A 15,231-nucleotide genomic window follows, 5' to 3' on the forward strand; every position below is an offset into this window, starting at 1 on the left:
GATGAAGCGACGTCGTCGCGGTGCGGACCTCGAGGAAGCCATCCTTGACGCCGCCTGGGAGGAGCTGACGGAAAACGGATACTCCGGCCTGACCATGGAGAGCGTGGCCGCGCGGGCCGGCACCAGCCGGCCGGTGCTCGCCCGGCGGTGGAACGGAAAGGCCGAGCTTGCGGTCGCGGCGATCCGGCAGCAGATGGCGAAGTATCCGCTGACCGTGGCGGACAGCGGGAACGTCCGCACCGAGCTGCTGGAGTTCCTGGAACGGGCGTCCGACCGCGCGGCCGGGATCGCCGCCGCCTTCACCATGTTCTCGAACGAGTATTTCCGCGAAAGCGGATCCACGCCGCATGACTTGCGCGCAGCGCTCGCCGCCGGCGGCGTCGATGCCCTGGCTCCGATCCTGAACCGGGCGGTGGACCGTGGCGAGATCGATCCGGACAAGCTGATCCCACCGGTCGTGACGCTGCTCGGCGTCCTGTTCCGACACCACGTCTTCATGACGTTCACACCGCCGCCACTGGATCTGAGGACGGCTTGGGTCGATGCGATCTTCCTGCCGCTCGTCCGTGCGCGAGGACGGCCTGATTGACAGGGCCAGCGCGACCGCACTGATCGTCACCCGGTGCCGATGCGATCGGCACACTCCATTGTCAGCCGCTTTGCCGCCCGGTCAGCGCCGCGACACCGGCCGCCCGCGGGTGAAGCCGCCCTTGCCGAAGGGTGGGCGCTTGGCCGCCACCGGTGCCGGGGGCGGAGGTGGCGGCGGGGGCGGAACGTCGGCCTTGGGCACCGGGCCGTCGCCGGTCGCCATCTGGGCGAGATCGCGCATCAGGCGCTTGGCGCCGGCGACGCGGATCGGGGCGTCGTCCCACACGCGGGTGTAGACCAGCTTGTGGTCGGGGCGCAGCTTCACCGTGCCGGCCTGCTGCGCGATGTAGGCGACCAGCCGGTCGGGGCGGGCGAAGACGTTGCCGTGGAAGGTCAGCACGGCGCCTTTCGGCCCGGCGTCCACCCGCTCGATGCCCGCCTGCCGGCAGAGCTGCTTGATGGTCACCACGTCCAGCAGGTTCTCGACCTCCGCCGGCAGCTTGCCGAAGCGGTCGATCAGCTCCGCCGCGAAAGCGTCGATCTCCGCCCGGTCGACCAGCTCGGCGATGCGGCGGTAGAGCGTCAGACGGACGTTGAGGTCGGTGACGTAGCTCTCCGGGATCAGCACGGGGGTGCCGAGGTTGATTTGCGGCGTCCACTCCTCCTCGCCGCCACCGGGCACCGCGCCATTCAGGCCGGCGCGGGCGTTCGCCACCGCCTCCTCCAGCATGTGCTGGTAGAGCTCGACGCCGACCTCCTTCACATGGCCGGACTGTTCCTCGCCCAGAAGGTTGCCGGCGCCGCGGATGTCCATGTCGTGGCTGGCGAGCTGGAAGCCGGCGCCGAGGTTGTCCAGCGTCTCGATCACGTGCAGCCGCTGCGTCGCGGTGGCCGACAGCGGCTTGTTGCTGGCGTAGGTGAGGTAGGCGTAGCCGCGCACCTTCGACCGCCCGACCCGGCCGCGGATCTGGTAGAGCTGGGCCAGCCCGAACAGGTCGGCGCGGTGCACCACCAGCGTGTTGGCGGACGGGATGTCCAGCCCGCTCTCGATGATGTTGGTGGCCAGAAGCACGTCGTACTTCTTCTCGTCGAAGGCGGTCATCACGTCTTCGAGCTCGCCGGACCCCATCTGGCCGTGGGCGCTGACGACCTTCACCTCCGGCACCAGCTCGCGCAGCCGCTCGGCCACCTTGGGCAGATCCTCCACCCGCGGGCAGACATAGAAGCTCTGGCCGCCGCGGTAATGCTCGCGCAGGATCGCCTCGCGGATCACCACCGGGTCGTAGGGCAGCACGAAGGTGCGCACGGCCAGCCGGTCCACCGGAGGCGTGGCGATCACCGACAGCTCGCGCACCCCGGCCAGCGCCATCTGCAGCGTGCGCGGGATCGGCGTGGCGGTCAGCGTCAGCACATGGACGTCGGCGCGCAGCTCCTTCAGCCGCTCCTTCTGCTTCACGCCGAAATGCTGCTCCTCGTCCACGATGACCATGCCCAGCCGCTTGAAGCCGATGGTCTTGGACAACAGCGCGTGGGTGCCGACCACGATGTCGGCCGTGCCGTCGGCCAGCTCCTTCTTGCCCAGCGTTTGATCCTTGGTGGAGACCATGCGGGAGAGCTGGACGATGCGCACGGGCAGCCCGGCAAAGCGCTGCTGGAAGGTGCGGAAATGTTGGCGCGCCAGCAGCGTCGTCGGCACCACCACCGCGACCTGCTGGCCGCCCATGGCGACGAGGAAGGCGGCGCGCAGCGCCACCTCCGTCTTGCCGAAGCCGACGTCGCCGCAGACGAGACGGTCCATCGGCTTGCCGGACCCGAGGTCGGTGAAGACCTCCTCGATGGCCTTGAGCTGGTCGTCGGTCTCCGGGTAGGGGAAACGGGCGGCGAATTCCTGGTACAGCCCCTCCGGCGTCATCACCGGGTCGGCGCGCTTCAGCTCGCGCTCGGCGGCGATGCGCAGCAGCGCCTCCGCCATGTCCTTCAGCCGCTTCTTGACGCGCGCCTTGCGGCCCTGCCAGCCGGCCCCGCCGAGCTTGTCGAGCTGCGCCCCGGCGTCCTCGGAGCCATAGCGCGACAGCACCTCGATGTTCTCGACGGGGACATAGAGCTTGTCGCCGCCCTCGTAGACCAGCCGCAGGCAGTCGTGCGGGGCGCCCGACACCGCCAGCGTCTCCAGCCCGTCGTAACGGCCGATGCCGTGGTCCATGTGGACCACCAAGTCGCCGGGGTTGAGCGCGGTGTATTCGGCGATGAAGTTGGCGGCCTTGCGCTTTTTCTTGGCCGGGCGGACGAGGCGGTCGCCGAGTATGTCCTGCTCGGTGATGACCGCCATGTCCCTGGCGGAAAAGCCGTGCTCGATCCCCAGCACGACCATGCCGGTGATCTTGCGGTCGAAACGGCGGGTGTCCTCGATGCTGTCGGCCGGCTCCAGCCCCTCGATGCCGTGATCGGCCAGCACCGCCATCAGCCGGTCCCGCGACCCGGCGGAATAGCCGGCCACCAGCACCTTGCGCCCGTCGGCGCGCAGGTCGCGCAGCCGCTCCTTCACCGCGTCGAAGACGTTGACGTCGGGCCGCGCCCGTTCCTCGGCGAAGTCGTGGCCGCGGCGGCCGCCGGCGTCCATCTGGCCCATCAGGCCGGGGGGCACCGCGAAGGGGCTGAGTTGGGCCACCGCGTGACGGCCGAGTGCGGCGTCCCAGTTGGCTCTGTCGAGGAACAGCATGCCGGGCGGTATCGGCTTGTAGGGGGCGTTGCCCGCCTTCTTCTCCACCGCCACCATGGTGGCGCGGGCGTCGTGGAACTCGGCCACCTGCCCGAGGCGGCTGTCACGCGCCTCCTCCGCCTGATGGTCCAGGCTGACGATGGATTTGGGCATGTAGTCGAGCAGGCTGTCCATGCCGTCGTGGAACAGCGGCAGCCAATGCTCCATGCCCGCGTGCTTGCGCCCGGCGCTGACCGCCTCGTAGAGCGGGTCGTCGGCCAGCACGGCGCCGAACAGCTCGCGGTAGCCGGAGCGGAAGCGGGCGATGGACGGCTCGTCCAGGAACACCTCCGACATCGGCTTCAGCGTCACGCCGTCGCGCTTCTCGGTCGTGCGCTGGCTCATCGGGTCGAAGGCGCGGACCCCCTCCAGCTCGTCGCCGAACAGGTCGAGCCGCAGGGGCTCCTCCGCCCCCGGCGGGAACAGGTCGACGATGCCGCCGCGCACGGCGAACTCGCCCGGCTCGCGCACCGTCTGGGCCCGGGTGTAGCCGTTGTTGGCGAGGAAGCGCTGGAGCGCCTCCAGGTCGATGCGGTCGCGCAGCTTCGCGGTGAAGGAGGCGTTGCGGAAGGCGGAGCGCGGCGGCACCTTCTGCACCAGCGCGTTGACCGTGGTCAGCACCACCACCGGCCCGGCACCTGACCCGCGGGCCAGCAGCCGGGTCAGCGCGTCGATGCGGTTCGCCACGATGCCGCCGTTGGGCGACACACGGTCATAGGGCAGGCAGTCCCAGGCGGGAAAGGTCACCACCTCCAGCCCCGGCGCGAAGAAGGCCAGCGCCTCCTCCAGCCGGGCGACGCGCGCGTCGTCCAGCGCCACGTGCAGCAGGCCGGCGGCCCCGGCCTTCTTCGCCAGCTCCGCCAGGATGCGGGCGTCGTGCCCCTCCGGCGCTCCACCGATGAGAAGGCGGGAGGCGCGGCCGGGCTGTAGGTCGATGGTGATCAACGCGGGTGTGTCCGAGGGCTGCGGAGGGTCAGGAGCCCGGCCGGGGCGTGAAGCGGAAGGCCTGCAACAGCCGCATCACGTCGGTGTCGTGCTCCGCCGGGACCGTTTCGCGCCCGGTCATCCAGTTATAGAGATCGGGATCGCTGAGTTCCAGGAGCGCCTCGAAGCGGTCGAGCTGGCCGTCGTCGAATCCGTTGGTGTGGGCGTCGGCGAAGCTGCCGATCAGCAGGTCGGCCTCCCGAGTGCCGCGGTGCCAGGCGCGGAACCGCAGCCTCTTGCGCCGAACCTCGATGTCCTCCGCCATGTTCCCGCTCCGTCGCTGCAACGCTGGCCGCACGCCTACTCCAACCGCGCCGGCCTGTCCAGACCGGGGGACGCCGTCGGGACCGGGAATAGAGCGGTCGTGGTGCGTGTTCGTTCGTGTGTCGGTCAATCACCCGTCGCTTGCGGGAAAAGGAGAACGGACATGCGTTGGTTCACGGGCCTGTTGGCGGCGGCGGCCCTGTCGGCCGCGACGGTGGCGGGGGCCGCGGCGCACGACTATCGCGGCGGTTATGGCGGGCCGGGCATCGTCATCATGCCGCCCGCCGTGGTCATCCAGCCGCCCTTCGCCTACCGCCCGCCGCCGCCGCCGCGTCCCCCGGTGGTGGTGGAGCGGCGCTACTACTACGAGGCGCCGCCGCGCTGGCGCGGTCCGCCGCCCCGCCATTGGCACGGCCACCGCGACTGGGATCGGGGCCGGGACCGTCCGCGACATTGGTGAGAGGGATGCGTGACACCGAGATGGTGGCAGCGCCGGAAGACTGATGGACGTGTGCGGTCAGAAGTAGCGCTCGATCACCGTCAGCAGTTCCGCGCGCAGCGACTCCTCGGACGCGTTTCCGAGGCGGGCGTGCAGATCGCACGCGATGCGCAGGAAACCATCAAGGACGTCCGGGTCGAAATGGCCACCGCGGCCGTCCAGCAGGATCGTGGTGGCGGCTTGGAACGTCATCGGTTCCTTGTAGGGCCGGCGGGAGGTGAGCGCGTCGAACACGTCCACCACCGCGAAGATGCGGGCGTTCCGGGGGATGGCGGAGCCGGACGACCCGGCCGGGTAGCCGGAGCCGTCGAACTTCTCGTGGTGACCGGCCACCACCGGAGTGGCGTCCTCCAGCCATGCGGACCGGCCGACGATGTCGGTCCCATGCTGGACATGGGTCTTCATGACGGCGAATTCCTCCGTGGTCAGCCGGCCCGGCTTCAGCAGGATCGTGTCGCTGATGGCGATCTTGCCGACATCATGCAGGAAGGCGCCCTTGACCAGAGCCCGTATCGACTCCGACTGGCAGCCCAGAGTCTCGGCAAGCCGCACCGCATAGAGCGTGACGCGGTAGTTGTGGCTGCCGGTCTCGCTGTCGCGCTTGGCGATGGCGCAGCCCAAAACCTCCAGGATTTCCAGATTGGCCCGCAGCAGGCGGTCGTTCATGCGGACCAGCCGGCGGTTCAACCCGACCACCACCGGCAGAAGCGCCAGGGTCGTGCCGACGACCACGCCGATGACGATCAGAACCGTGCCGAGGACATTCTCCTCGATCCTCGCCTTGCGTTCGGGCGCCACCCGGTAGAGCCCTTCGAAATGGCCCTGGAACGGTCCCGCGTGAAGGTCGCTCAGCACCCGCACATACAGCACCCCGTCCAGGGTCAGCCGTTCGTACTGCACGCCGCCATCGGTGGGGAAGGGGTGGGCGCCCCGGTTGAAGGCGGCGTCCACGGACGCCGATTGCTCCAGGGACGCCTCCGCGATCGGCCGGTGGCCGCCGTCGTACAGCTCGACCACCAGGAAATGGCCGCGTCCGCCGCGCTCTTGCGCCCTCTCCTCCAGGAAGCGTTGCAGGCGCTCCTGGACCCCCCGACCCGCGACCAGCGCATCGCCATGCTGCTCGGCGAAGGCGCGCGCCTCGGTCGTGGCGAGTTCGACCACCGCGTCGTCGATCCGTTCCAGTTCGTAGTACCAGACGGCGCCGCCGAAGACCGGCGCGATCACCAGCGACGCCAGGGCCAGCCGGATGGTGAGCCGGCGGAACACGTCACGTTCCATGCTCGGACCTGTCGGTGGCCTGGACACTCCGGTGAGGCAACGACAACCGGAACAGCGCCCCGCCGCCGGGGCGGTCCAGCGCCACCGCCGTGCCGCCATGGATCGCCGCCGTTTCCGCCACGATGGCGAGCCCCAGACCTGCCCCCCCGCGGCGCCCTCGGCCGTGCACGAACGGTTCGAAAAGCTGGCCGCGCAGCGTCTCCGGCAATCCCGGCCCGCGGTCGCCCACCTCGACGGTCGCGTCCGCGGTGACCGTCACATCGACTGCGCCGTCGGGCGGCGTGTGCCGGAGCGCGTTCTCGATCAGGTTGCGCAGCGCATCCTCCAGCGCAAAAACGTTTCCACGCACCGGAACCGGTTCGGCCGGCGCGTCGAGCACGATGGACTTGCGTTCCAAGAGTGCCAGTGGGAACAGGTGCGCCACGGTGTCGCGGGCGACATGGCCCAGATCGATGCCGTCGCTCAATTCGACCATGCGCGCCTCCAACCGGGCGACCGACAGCAGCTGTTCGACCAGCCGCCCCATGCGCTCGACGTCGGGGACCAGCGCACCGGCCTTGGCCGGCTCCATTCCGTCGAGCCGTGCGCGGAGCACGGCAAGCGGGGTGCGCAGTTCGTGCGCGGCGTTTGCGGTGAAGCGGCGCTGCTGCGCCAAGCTCCGCTCCATCGCGCTGCGGGCCGTCTCGGCGTCGTCGCGCAGCGCCCGCATGCGGCGCAGGTCGGCCAGCCGCCGCCGCATCGAGCGGTCGACCAGCGCCACCGCGGCGACCGTCGCAAGCACCACGGCCACGGCAACGGTGGCGTAGGCCGTGCCGAACGCCTCCTCCACCGAGGTCACGTAATCCGACACGTCGAGATACAGCTCGAACACGCCGACCAGCCGCCCGGCCGAATGCACCGGCACATAGGTTTCGGCGATGTAGGGACCGCCATGGGGCGGTGCCGTCTTGTCGAGGTCGGCGAAGCTGACCGTGGACCGGCCGCCGGTCAGGGCGTCGATGATGGTGGGACGTTCGTTGATCTGGCCGGTGCGCTCGCCGGCGCTGTCGAAGACGATCACGCGGTCGAGCCCGATGGCGACGATGCGGTCGATGTGCGCCACCTCCCGCGCGAAGCGGTAGACCGCCTCCTGCTCCTCGCCGGCCATGCCGGTGAAGCGTCCCTCACGGTCGAAGGGGATCAGGGCGTCGGCGAGGCTGCGGGTAAAGCCGGCCGCGACGCGCAGCGCGTGCGCCTCCGTCAGCCCCTCCACCAGACTGCGGGAGGCGGCGTAGCCGCCGGACAGCGCCAGCACCGTCACCGCGACGATGGCGGCGATCAGCGCGGAATCGCGGCGGACGAGGCGCCGCTCGGCGCGCCGGTCGTCAGTCACCGCCACCCGGCTTGTCCTCCTCCGCGCGCAGCAGGTAGCCGACGCCGCGCACGGTGTGGACGGACACCCGCGCCCCGGCGTCGCCAAGCCGCCGCCTCAGGCGCGAGACGTGGGCCTCCAGCGCGTTCGACTCGACCTCGTCGCCGAAGGCGTAGACGGCGCTTTCCAGGGCGTCGCGCACCACCACCCGGCCGGAGCGGCGAAGCAAAGCCTCCAGCACCGCCAGTTCGCGGCGCGGCACCGTCAGTGCAGCACCATCGACCGTCACGTCCCGGCTGGTCGAATCGAAGGCGAGGTTCGCCAGCTCCAGCCGCAAGCCCATCACCCCGCCCGGCCGGCGCAGCACGGCGTGGATGCGGGCCAGCAGCTCCTCATGGGCGAAGGGTTTGGTGAGGTAATCGTCGGCACCGCCGTTGAGCCCACGCACCCGGTCGGCAACCCCGTCGCGGGCGGTGACGGCGATGACCGGCGTGCCGTCGCGCCTCGCCCTGAGTTCGGCCAGCACGTCCAGCCCGTCGTCGTCCGGCAGGCCGAGGTCGAGCAGCACGGCGTCGTAGCGCTGCGCCGCCAGCGCGGCCCGGGCGCCCTCGGCGTCGCCGACCGTGTCCACCGCGAAGCCCCCGCGGCGGAGGTTGGCCTTCATGAGCTCGGCCAGCTCCTCTTCGTCCTCGACGATCAGCAGGCGCATGGGGCGCCGTCTTTCCTGCCGCTGCCACCAGCGCAGGGTTGCAGAGCGAAGGGGGATGGGCAAGCCCTCCGGCGCCGCTCCACCGTCATGGGCGCTTGCGCCCGGTGATCATGGCGAGGACGAGGTTCTCGCGATGGCGAAGGCTTTCCAGCACGGCCGCGGCGGCGTGCACCAGCACCATGAGCTGGAGCGCGTCGGCGAGCAGTTCGTGCGTCTCTTCGAGCCACTCGGCACCCCAGAAGGCATCCAGCGTGGTCATCCAGCCGGTGACGCCGAGCACGGCCAGCACCGCCATCAGGGCCAGGATCATCACCGCCGCGGCGGGGTTGTGGCCGCGGGTGCGCGGCTCCCGGCCCTGGAGCAGCGCCTTCAGATGGGCGGCCAACGTCGCGGGGCCTGGCACGAAATCGACGAAGCGCGCGTGCCGGGTGCCGACGAATCCCCACACCAGGCGGGCCGCCACCAGCGCCGCGACGGCGTAGCCGACGATCTCGTGCGGGAGTTTGCCACCTTCCAACGCGAAGCTGTTGGCGGCGCAGCCGGCGACCACCGACCAGTGGAAGACACGGACGAAACGGTCCCAGACCGGGACCGTCGCCGGCTCCGCGGGGGAGCCGGCGGCGGAAGCATCGACCATGGTCCGGCCCTTACTTGGCGTGGACGATGTCGCCGGTCACCGGGTTGAAGTACACCTCGGCCTTCTTGCCGTTCTTGTCGTGGCCGTAGATCTCGTAGCAGCCGCCCGAGGTCGACTTGAAGGTGCGGATGTCCTTGTAGCCCATGCCGGCGATCTTCGCCTTCATGGCGTCCTCGGTCAGCCAGGCCGACTTGGGCTCGGTCGTGCATTTCGGCTCGGCAAGGGCCGGAGCCGCGGCGGCGAGGGTGGCGAACGCGGCGAGGATGGAAGCGGTGACGATGCGCATGATCTGGGGTCTCCTGTCAGCCGTCTTGCGGCGTGGGGAACCCTATGACCGTGAGCTTACGCCAACCTTACGTCGTGGCAGGCGCCTTACAGCGCCCTAACCTGCATCTTGATCGGCCCTTCGGCGCGGCCGTTGACGAACTGGTCGACGTAGGGGTTGCCGGAGTGGTCGATGTCGTTGGCGTGGCCGGTCCAGATGATGCGGCCCTTGTGGATCATGGACACGTGGTCGGCGATCTTGCGGGCCGACGCCATGTCGTGGGTGATGGTGACGGCGGTCGCCCCCAGGTCCTTCACGCACTGGACGATCAACTCGTTGATCACGTCGGCCATGATGGGGTCGAGCCCGGTGGTCGGCTCGTCGAAGAAGATGATGTCCGGCTCGTCGGCAATGGCGCGGGCGAGGCCGACGCGCTTCTGCATGCCGCCGGACAGCTCGGCCGGGAACAGCTCCGCCACCTCCGGACCCAGCCCCACGGCGCCGAGCTTGGCGATGGCGATCTCCTTGGCCTTGGCGCGCGGCATGTGCTCGCCCTGGATCAGGCCGAAGCCGACATTCTCCCACACCGGCAGGCTGTCGAAGAGTGCCGCACCCTGGAACAGCATGCCGAACTTGTGCAGGAGCTTTTCCCGATCACGGCCATGCAGGTGGGTGGTGTTCTCCCCATCGACCTGGATCTGGCCGGAATCGGGGTGGAGCAGGCCCAGGATGCACTTCAGCATCACCGACTTGCCGGTGCCCGAGCCGCCGATGACCACCATCGACTCGCCCTTGTTCACCGTCAGGTCGATGCCGTCGAGCACCACCTTCTGCCCGAAGCGCTTGTGCACGCCCCGCAACGCGATCTTCGGCGTGCCGTTGCCGGCCGCTCCGTTGATCTCCGTGCCGCCGTTCGTCGTGTCGCTCATGGGGCCGTCACTTGTCGGAGAAGAAGATGCCGGTGAGCAGGTAGTTGAACACCAGGATCATGATGGAAGCGGCAACCACCGCGTTGGTGGTGGCTTGGCCCACGCCCTGCGCGCCGCCCTTCGAATGGTAGCCGAAGTAGCAGCCCATCAGCGCCACCACGAAGCCGAAGACGGCGGCCTTGACGAGGCCGGAGATGACGTCCACCGGCTCCAGGAATTCCCAGGTGCGCTGCAGGTAGCTGGCCGGGTTGAAGTCCAGCCGGTAGACGCTTACCAGGAAGCCGCCGAACACGCCGATGATGTCGGCCACCAGCACCAGGATCGGCAGCATGGTCAGCCCGGCGATCAGCCGTGGCGCCACCAGATACTTGAAGGGGTTGGTGGACAGGGTGGACAGCGCGTCGATCTGCTCGGTCACCCGCATGGTGCCGATCTCGGCCGCCATGGCGGCGCCGATGCGGCCCGCGACCATCAGCCCGCCCAGCACCGGCCCCAGCTCGCGGGTGATGGACAGCACCACCACGGTGGCGATGGCGCCCTCCGCCTGGAAACGGGCGAATCCGGAATGGCTCTGCAGGGCCAGCACCATGCCGGTGAACAGAGCGGTCAACCCGACCACCGGCAGCGAGTAGTAGCCGATGTCGATCATCTGCCGCAGGATCTGCCGCAGATAATAGGGCGGACGCAGGCAGTGGGAGACGCCGAGGCCCGCGAACATCGCGAGCCGGCCCGTGGCGTTCAGAAACACCAGGAAGGTGCGGCCGATGGTTGCAAGGAAATCCATCACAGCCCCTCCGCCGCGCCGCCGGTGTAGACTCGGTGATACCGGCGGCCGAGAGCGGTGAGGATCTCGTAGCCGATGGTACCGCCTTCCTCCGCCACGGTGTCGACGGGACGACTTGGCCCGATCAGCTCCACAAAGGCATTGGGAACGACCGCGCCGTCCGGCAGGTGGGAGATGTCCACGGTGATCAGATCCATCGATATGCGCCCGACGACGGGCGCTGCCGCGCCGCCGACATGCACATGACCACGCCCACTGAGCGTGCGCGCGTATCCGTCGGCATAACCCACTGCAACAGTTGCAACTTTGCCACTCCCCGCAACGCGGTGGGTGGCACCGTATCCAACGGTCATAGGGCTGTCAACGTTGCGCACCTGCAGCACGCGCGCGTCCAGCCGGATCACGCCGCTCATCGGGTTCGGCCGGCCGGGCGTGGGGTTCACGCCGTACAGCGCGCATCCCGGCCGCGCAAGGTCGAACCGGTAGTCGGACCCTAGGAACAGGCCCGACGAGTTGGCGAGGCTGGCGGGTGCGGCGGGCAGCCGGGCCAGCGCGGCGCGGAAGGCCGCAAGCTGCGCGGCGTTCATCGGGCTGTCGGCCTCGGCGCAGGCGAGGTGGCTCATCCACAGCCGCACCGTCAGCCCGTCGAGCCGGTCCGGTTCCGTGGCCAGCCTGTCCAGCTCGTCGGGGCCGAGTCCCAAGCGGTTCATGCCGGTGTCGATGTGGATGACGGCGGGGTAGGGGGTGCCTCGCCAGCGCGCGAAAACCCGCCAGCGCTCGACCTCGCCCAGATGGTTCAGCACCGGCGTCACCGCGTGGCGCTGGAACTCCCCTTCGGAGTCCGCCGGCAGGCCGCCCAGGCAGATCACCTCGGTACCCTCCGGCAGAACGCCGCGCAGCGCGATCGCCTCGTCCAGCGTGGCGACGACGAAGCTGCGGCAGCCGGCCACGGCCAGCGCCGGTGCCACCCGTGCGGCACCCAGCCCATAGGCGTCGGCCTTCACCACCGCCGCGCAGGCGGCGGGGCCTGCGCGGTCGCGCAAGGTCCGCCAGTTGGCGGCGATGGCGGCGAGGTCGATGGTGAGGATGGCGCCGGCGCGTGCCGCCTCACTCGTCGATGCCACCGCCGCCGTGGTGCTGGTCGAGGTCGCCGAACTTGGTGAACTGGCCGTCGAAATAGAGCCGGACGGTGCCGATGGGGCCATGGCGTTGCTTTGCGATGATGACCTCGGCGGTGTTGTGCACTTCCCCGAGGCGCTGCTGCCAGCGTTGGTAACGGTCGTTGAACTTGTCGTCGTTCTCGTCGGCGCGGCGGCTGGGTTCGGCGCGTTCCAGATAATACTGCTCCCGGAACACGAACATCACCACGTCGGCGTCCTGCTCGATGGAGCCCGACTCGCGGAGGTCGGCGAGCTGCGGCCGCTTGTCCTCGCGCAGTTCCACCGCACGGCTGAGCTGGGACAGCGCGATGACGGGGATGTCCAGCTCCTTGGCGATGGCCTTGAGACCGCGGGTGATCTCGGAGATTTCCTGCACCCGGTTCTCGCTGCCGCGAGCCGACGAGCCGCGCAGGAGCTGGAGGTAATCGACCACCAGCAGCCCCAGCCCGCTGGTGCGCTTCAACCGCCGCGCTCGGGTGCGCACCGCCGCCACCGACAGGGCCGGCGTGTCGTCCACGAAGAAGGGCACGCGGCCCAGCTCCTGGCTGGCCTGGACGAATTTCGGGAAATCGGTGTCGCGGATCTCGCCGCGGCGGATCTTGTCGCCGGGCACCTGCGCCTCGTCCGCCAGGATGCGGGTGGCGAGCTGCTCGGCCGACATTTCCAGCGAGAAGAAGCCGACCGGCGCCCCCTCCGCCCCCTGTGTCCGGAAATGCGCCTTGGCGGCGGCGAAGGCGATGTTGGTGGCCAGCGCTGTCTTACCCATCGACGGGCGGCCGGCCAGGATGATCAGGTCCGACGGGTGCAGGCCGCCGAGCTTGCGGTCGATGTCGATCAGGCCGCTGGTCACGCCGGTGACGTGGCTGGAGCTGCGGAACGCCACCTCCGCCGTCGCGATCGCGTGCTTGAGCGACTCGCCGAAGGCGACGAAGCCGCCCTTCACGTCGCCGGTCGAGGCGAGGTCGAAAAGCTGCTTCTCCGCCTCGCCGATCTGGTCGAGCGCCGTCACGTCCAGGTCGTGCCGGTAGGCCTCGTTGACCATGTCCGAGCCGATCTCGATCAGCTGTCGGCGCAGGAACAGATCGTGGATGGTCTTGCCGTAATCGCCGGCGTTGATGACGGTGACGACGCTGGCCGCCAGCTCCGCCAGATAGCCGGCACCTTCGCCGGCAAGATCGGTGTCGTTCTCGAAATAGGCCTTCAGCGTGACCGGGTTCGCGATCTGCCCGCGTTCCACCATCTTGGCGATGGCGCCGAAGATTCGCTGGTGCAGAGGGTCGTAGAAGTGCTCGGGCTGAAGGAACTCCCCGACCTTCTCGAACGCCTTGTTGTTGACCAGGATGGCGCCCAGCAGCGCCTGCTCCGCCTCCTCGTTGTGGGGGGCGGTGCGGTACTCCGGCGCGGGCCGGACGATGCCGAGACGGGGCGCGCCGCCGTCCGTCCGGATTGTGGCGAACGGGGTGGGGAGCTTGTGATCCATCCCTTCATCTTACCAAAGGCCGGCCGCCGTGGCGCGCCCGAACCGGCAACCGGCCTCCGGAAAGCTGTGCACAAGAGTCATCCCCATGTGGAGAACTCTGGGGACAGACCCGAAATCCTCGCCCCGTCAACGATTTGCGTCGCCTACGCCGCAAGCCCGCGGGTGTCGGCAAGGCTGCGCTCCGTCTCGACCATGTAATCGCGGGTCAAGGGGACGGCGCCGATGGATTTGGCGAGCTGCATCTGGAAGACCATGTGGCCCTGATGCCGGAAGCTCAATTCGGCACCCGCCAGATAGAACTCCCACATCCGGCAGAAGCGCTCGTCGTACAGCCGTTTCGCTTCGTCGCGCCGCTGGGCGAAGCGCTCGCGCCAATGGCGCAGCGTCTCCGCGTAGTGCAGCCGCAGGATCTCGATGTCGGTGGCCCAGAGGCCGGCGCGTTCGACTTCCGGGACGACCTCGGACAGGGCGGGGGAGTAGCCGCCGGGAAAAATGTACTTGCGGAACCACGCGTTGGTCACGCCCGGCCCGTCGGAACGGCCGATCGAATGCAGCAACGCCACCCCGTCGTCGGCCAGAAGCTCGCGCACGCGAGTGAAGAAACGGCCGTAATGGGGCACTCCGACATGCTCGAACATGCCCACCGACACGATCCGGTCGAAGCGTCCGCCGATCTCGCGGTAGTCGTACAGCTCGAATCGGACCCGGTCGGCGACCCCGCAGCGCTCGGCCCGCTCGCGGGCGGCCTGGAGCTGTTCGGTGGACAGTGTGATCCCGGTCACCTCCACCCCGGCGTGGCGGGCCAGGAAGACCGCCATGCCGCCCCAGCCGCAGCCGATGTCCAGCACCCGCTGTCCCGGCTGAAGCAGCAGCTTGGCCGCGATGTGGCACATCTTCGCCTCCTGCGCCTCGTCCAGCGTCATGCCTGGCCGCGGGAAATAGGCGCAGGAATACTGCATGTTGCGGTCGAGGAAGAGTTGGTAGAGCTGGCGCGACAGGTCGTAGTGGTGGGCGACGTTGTCGCGCGACCGTTTCAGCGGGTTGGTCTGCTGGATGCGGCGGGCGATCGGGCCCAGCATTTCGATCAAGCGGCCGACCGGGCCATCGACATGGGCGTCGCGGGTCAGGATGGACAGCACCTCGTGGATGCCGCCGCCCTCCACGGTCATGCGCCCGTCCATATAGGCCTCCCCGAAGGCGAGGCGCGGATTCAGCAGCAGCTCGCGGTGCAGCGCGGTGTCGTGAAGTCTCAGTGTGATGCGGGGGTCGCCCTGGCCGAGGATGTGGCGATGCCCACGGGCATCGACCAGGGCGAGGGATTCGGAACGGACGGCTTCCTTGAGCAATCGCGCAAAAAGCATTCCTGCCTCCAGATCGATCCGGGCGTGAAGCCTCGAACACGAACAGAGTGCTCCGGCCCCGCCGGTTGAACCAGATTCAGAAACGCTCTAAGACGATCGGTGTAAACCAACCAGCCAACGCCAAAAGCCCGCTTCCGGCGGAAGCGGGCCCAGGGCGGAGGACGGTGATCCGAAAGGATCGGGG

General features: G+C 69.2%; 14 protein-coding genes. 2 read left to right on the top strand and 12 right to left on the bottom strand.

What is annotated here, in order from left to right:
• The first annotated feature begins 1 nt into the window (after nucleotide 1).
• Nucleotides 2–589 carry a TetR/AcrR family transcriptional regulator gene (locus tag HL658_RS05340; protein WP_180280900.1) on the top strand — a complete coding sequence of 196 codons (588 nt, stop codon included), beginning with the start codon at nucleotides 2–4 and terminating at the stop codon, nucleotides 587–589.
• 81 nt (nucleotides 590–670) lie between these two features.
• Here the strand turns inward: HL658_RS05340 and mfd are convergent, their stop codons facing one another.
• Together mfd and HL658_RS05350 are read right to left on the bottom strand one after the other, a co-directional pair.
• Complete coding sequence (gene mfd / locus HL658_RS05345; RefSeq protein WP_180280901.1) at nucleotides 671–4,291, bottom strand: transcription-repair coupling factor; 3,621 nt, start codon at nucleotides 4,289–4,291, stop codon at nucleotides 671–673.
• 28 nt (nucleotides 4,292–4,319) lie between these two features.
• Nucleotides 4,320–4,595, bottom strand: a complete 276-nt coding sequence (locus HL658_RS05350) for an FAD assembly factor SdhE (protein WP_180280902.1) — start codon at nucleotides 4,593–4,595, stop codon at nucleotides 4,320–4,322.
• A 162-nt stretch (nucleotides 4,596–4,757) separates the two neighbouring features.
• On the opposite strand from HL658_RS05350, the gene HL658_RS05355 reads away from it, so the two are divergent.
• Entirely contained in the window at nucleotides 4,758–5,054 is a 297-nt protein-coding gene (locus tag HL658_RS05355) for a hypothetical protein (RefSeq protein WP_180280903.1), read from the top strand.
• 57 nt (nucleotides 5,055–5,111) lie between these two features.
• Here the strand turns inward: HL658_RS05355 and HL658_RS05360 are convergent, their stop codons facing one another.
• The 10 genes from HL658_RS05360 to HL658_RS05405 all read right to left on the bottom strand — a co-directional run bounded on the left by HL658_RS05360 (nucleotide 5,112) and on the right by HL658_RS05405 (nucleotide 15,047).
• Nucleotides 5,112–6,371, bottom strand: coding sequence for an HD-GYP domain-containing protein (locus HL658_RS05360; protein WP_180280904.1), 1,260 nt, complete (start codon nucleotides 6,369–6,371; stop codon nucleotides 5,112–5,114).
• A complete protein-coding gene (locus HL658_RS37950; protein WP_180280905.1) occupies nucleotides 6,361–7,749 on the bottom strand; it encodes an ATP-binding protein in 1,389 nt (462 codons plus the stop codon). Before HL658_RS37950 ends, HL658_RS05360 begins: the two co-directional genes overlap by 11 nt.
• Nucleotides 7,736–8,431, bottom strand: a complete 696-nt coding sequence (locus HL658_RS05370) for a response regulator (protein WP_180280906.1) — start codon at nucleotides 8,429–8,431, stop codon at nucleotides 7,736–7,738. Before HL658_RS05370 ends, HL658_RS37950 begins: the two co-directional genes overlap by 14 nt.
• Nucleotides 8,432–8,516: 85 nt before the next feature.
• Nucleotides 8,517–9,068: a cytochrome b/b6 domain-containing protein gene (locus HL658_RS05375; protein ID WP_180280907.1), complete on the bottom strand. Its 552-nt coding sequence runs from the start codon at nucleotides 9,066–9,068 to the stop codon at nucleotides 8,517–8,519.
• Between the two features lie 10 nt (nucleotides 9,069–9,078).
• A complete protein-coding gene (locus HL658_RS05380; RefSeq protein WP_180280908.1) occupies nucleotides 9,079–9,354 on the bottom strand; it encodes a PepSY domain-containing protein in 276 nt (91 codons plus the stop codon).
• A gap of 86 nt (nucleotides 9,355–9,440) precedes the next feature.
• Complete coding sequence (locus HL658_RS05385; RefSeq protein ID WP_180280909.1) at nucleotides 9,441–10,262, bottom strand: ABC transporter ATP-binding protein; 822 nt, start codon at nucleotides 10,260–10,262, stop codon at nucleotides 9,441–9,443.
• 7 nt (nucleotides 10,263–10,269) lie between these two features.
• A complete protein-coding gene (locus tag HL658_RS05390; RefSeq protein ID WP_180280910.1) occupies nucleotides 10,270–11,046 on the bottom strand; it encodes an MlaE family ABC transporter permease in 777 nt (258 codons plus the stop codon).
• On the bottom strand, nucleotides 11,046–12,170 hold the full coding sequence (gene alr, locus HL658_RS05395; RefSeq protein ID WP_343055016.1) for an alanine racemase: 1,125 nt from the start codon (nucleotides 12,168–12,170) through the stop codon (nucleotides 11,046–11,048). Before alr ends, HL658_RS05390 begins: the two co-directional genes overlap by 1 nt.
• On the bottom strand, nucleotides 12,154–13,686 hold the full coding sequence (locus HL658_RS05400) for a replicative DNA helicase (RefSeq protein WP_180280912.1): 1,533 nt from the start codon (nucleotides 13,684–13,686) through the stop codon (nucleotides 12,154–12,156). Before HL658_RS05400 ends, alr begins: the two co-directional genes overlap by 17 nt.
• Before the next feature lie 143 nt (nucleotides 13,687–13,829).
• Nucleotides 13,830–15,047 (bottom strand): SAM-dependent methyltransferase, encoded by a 1,218-nt coding sequence (locus HL658_RS05405; RefSeq protein ID WP_180280913.1) that lies wholly within the window; start codon nucleotides 15,045–15,047, stop codon nucleotides 13,830–13,832.
• Nucleotides 15,048–15,231 lie beyond the last annotated feature (184 nt).

The sequence above is a fragment of the Azospirillum oleiclasticum genome (assembly GCF_013423485.1).
GTDB lineage: Bacteria > Pseudomonadota > Alphaproteobacteria > Azospirillales > Azospirillaceae > Azospirillum > Azospirillum oleiclasticum.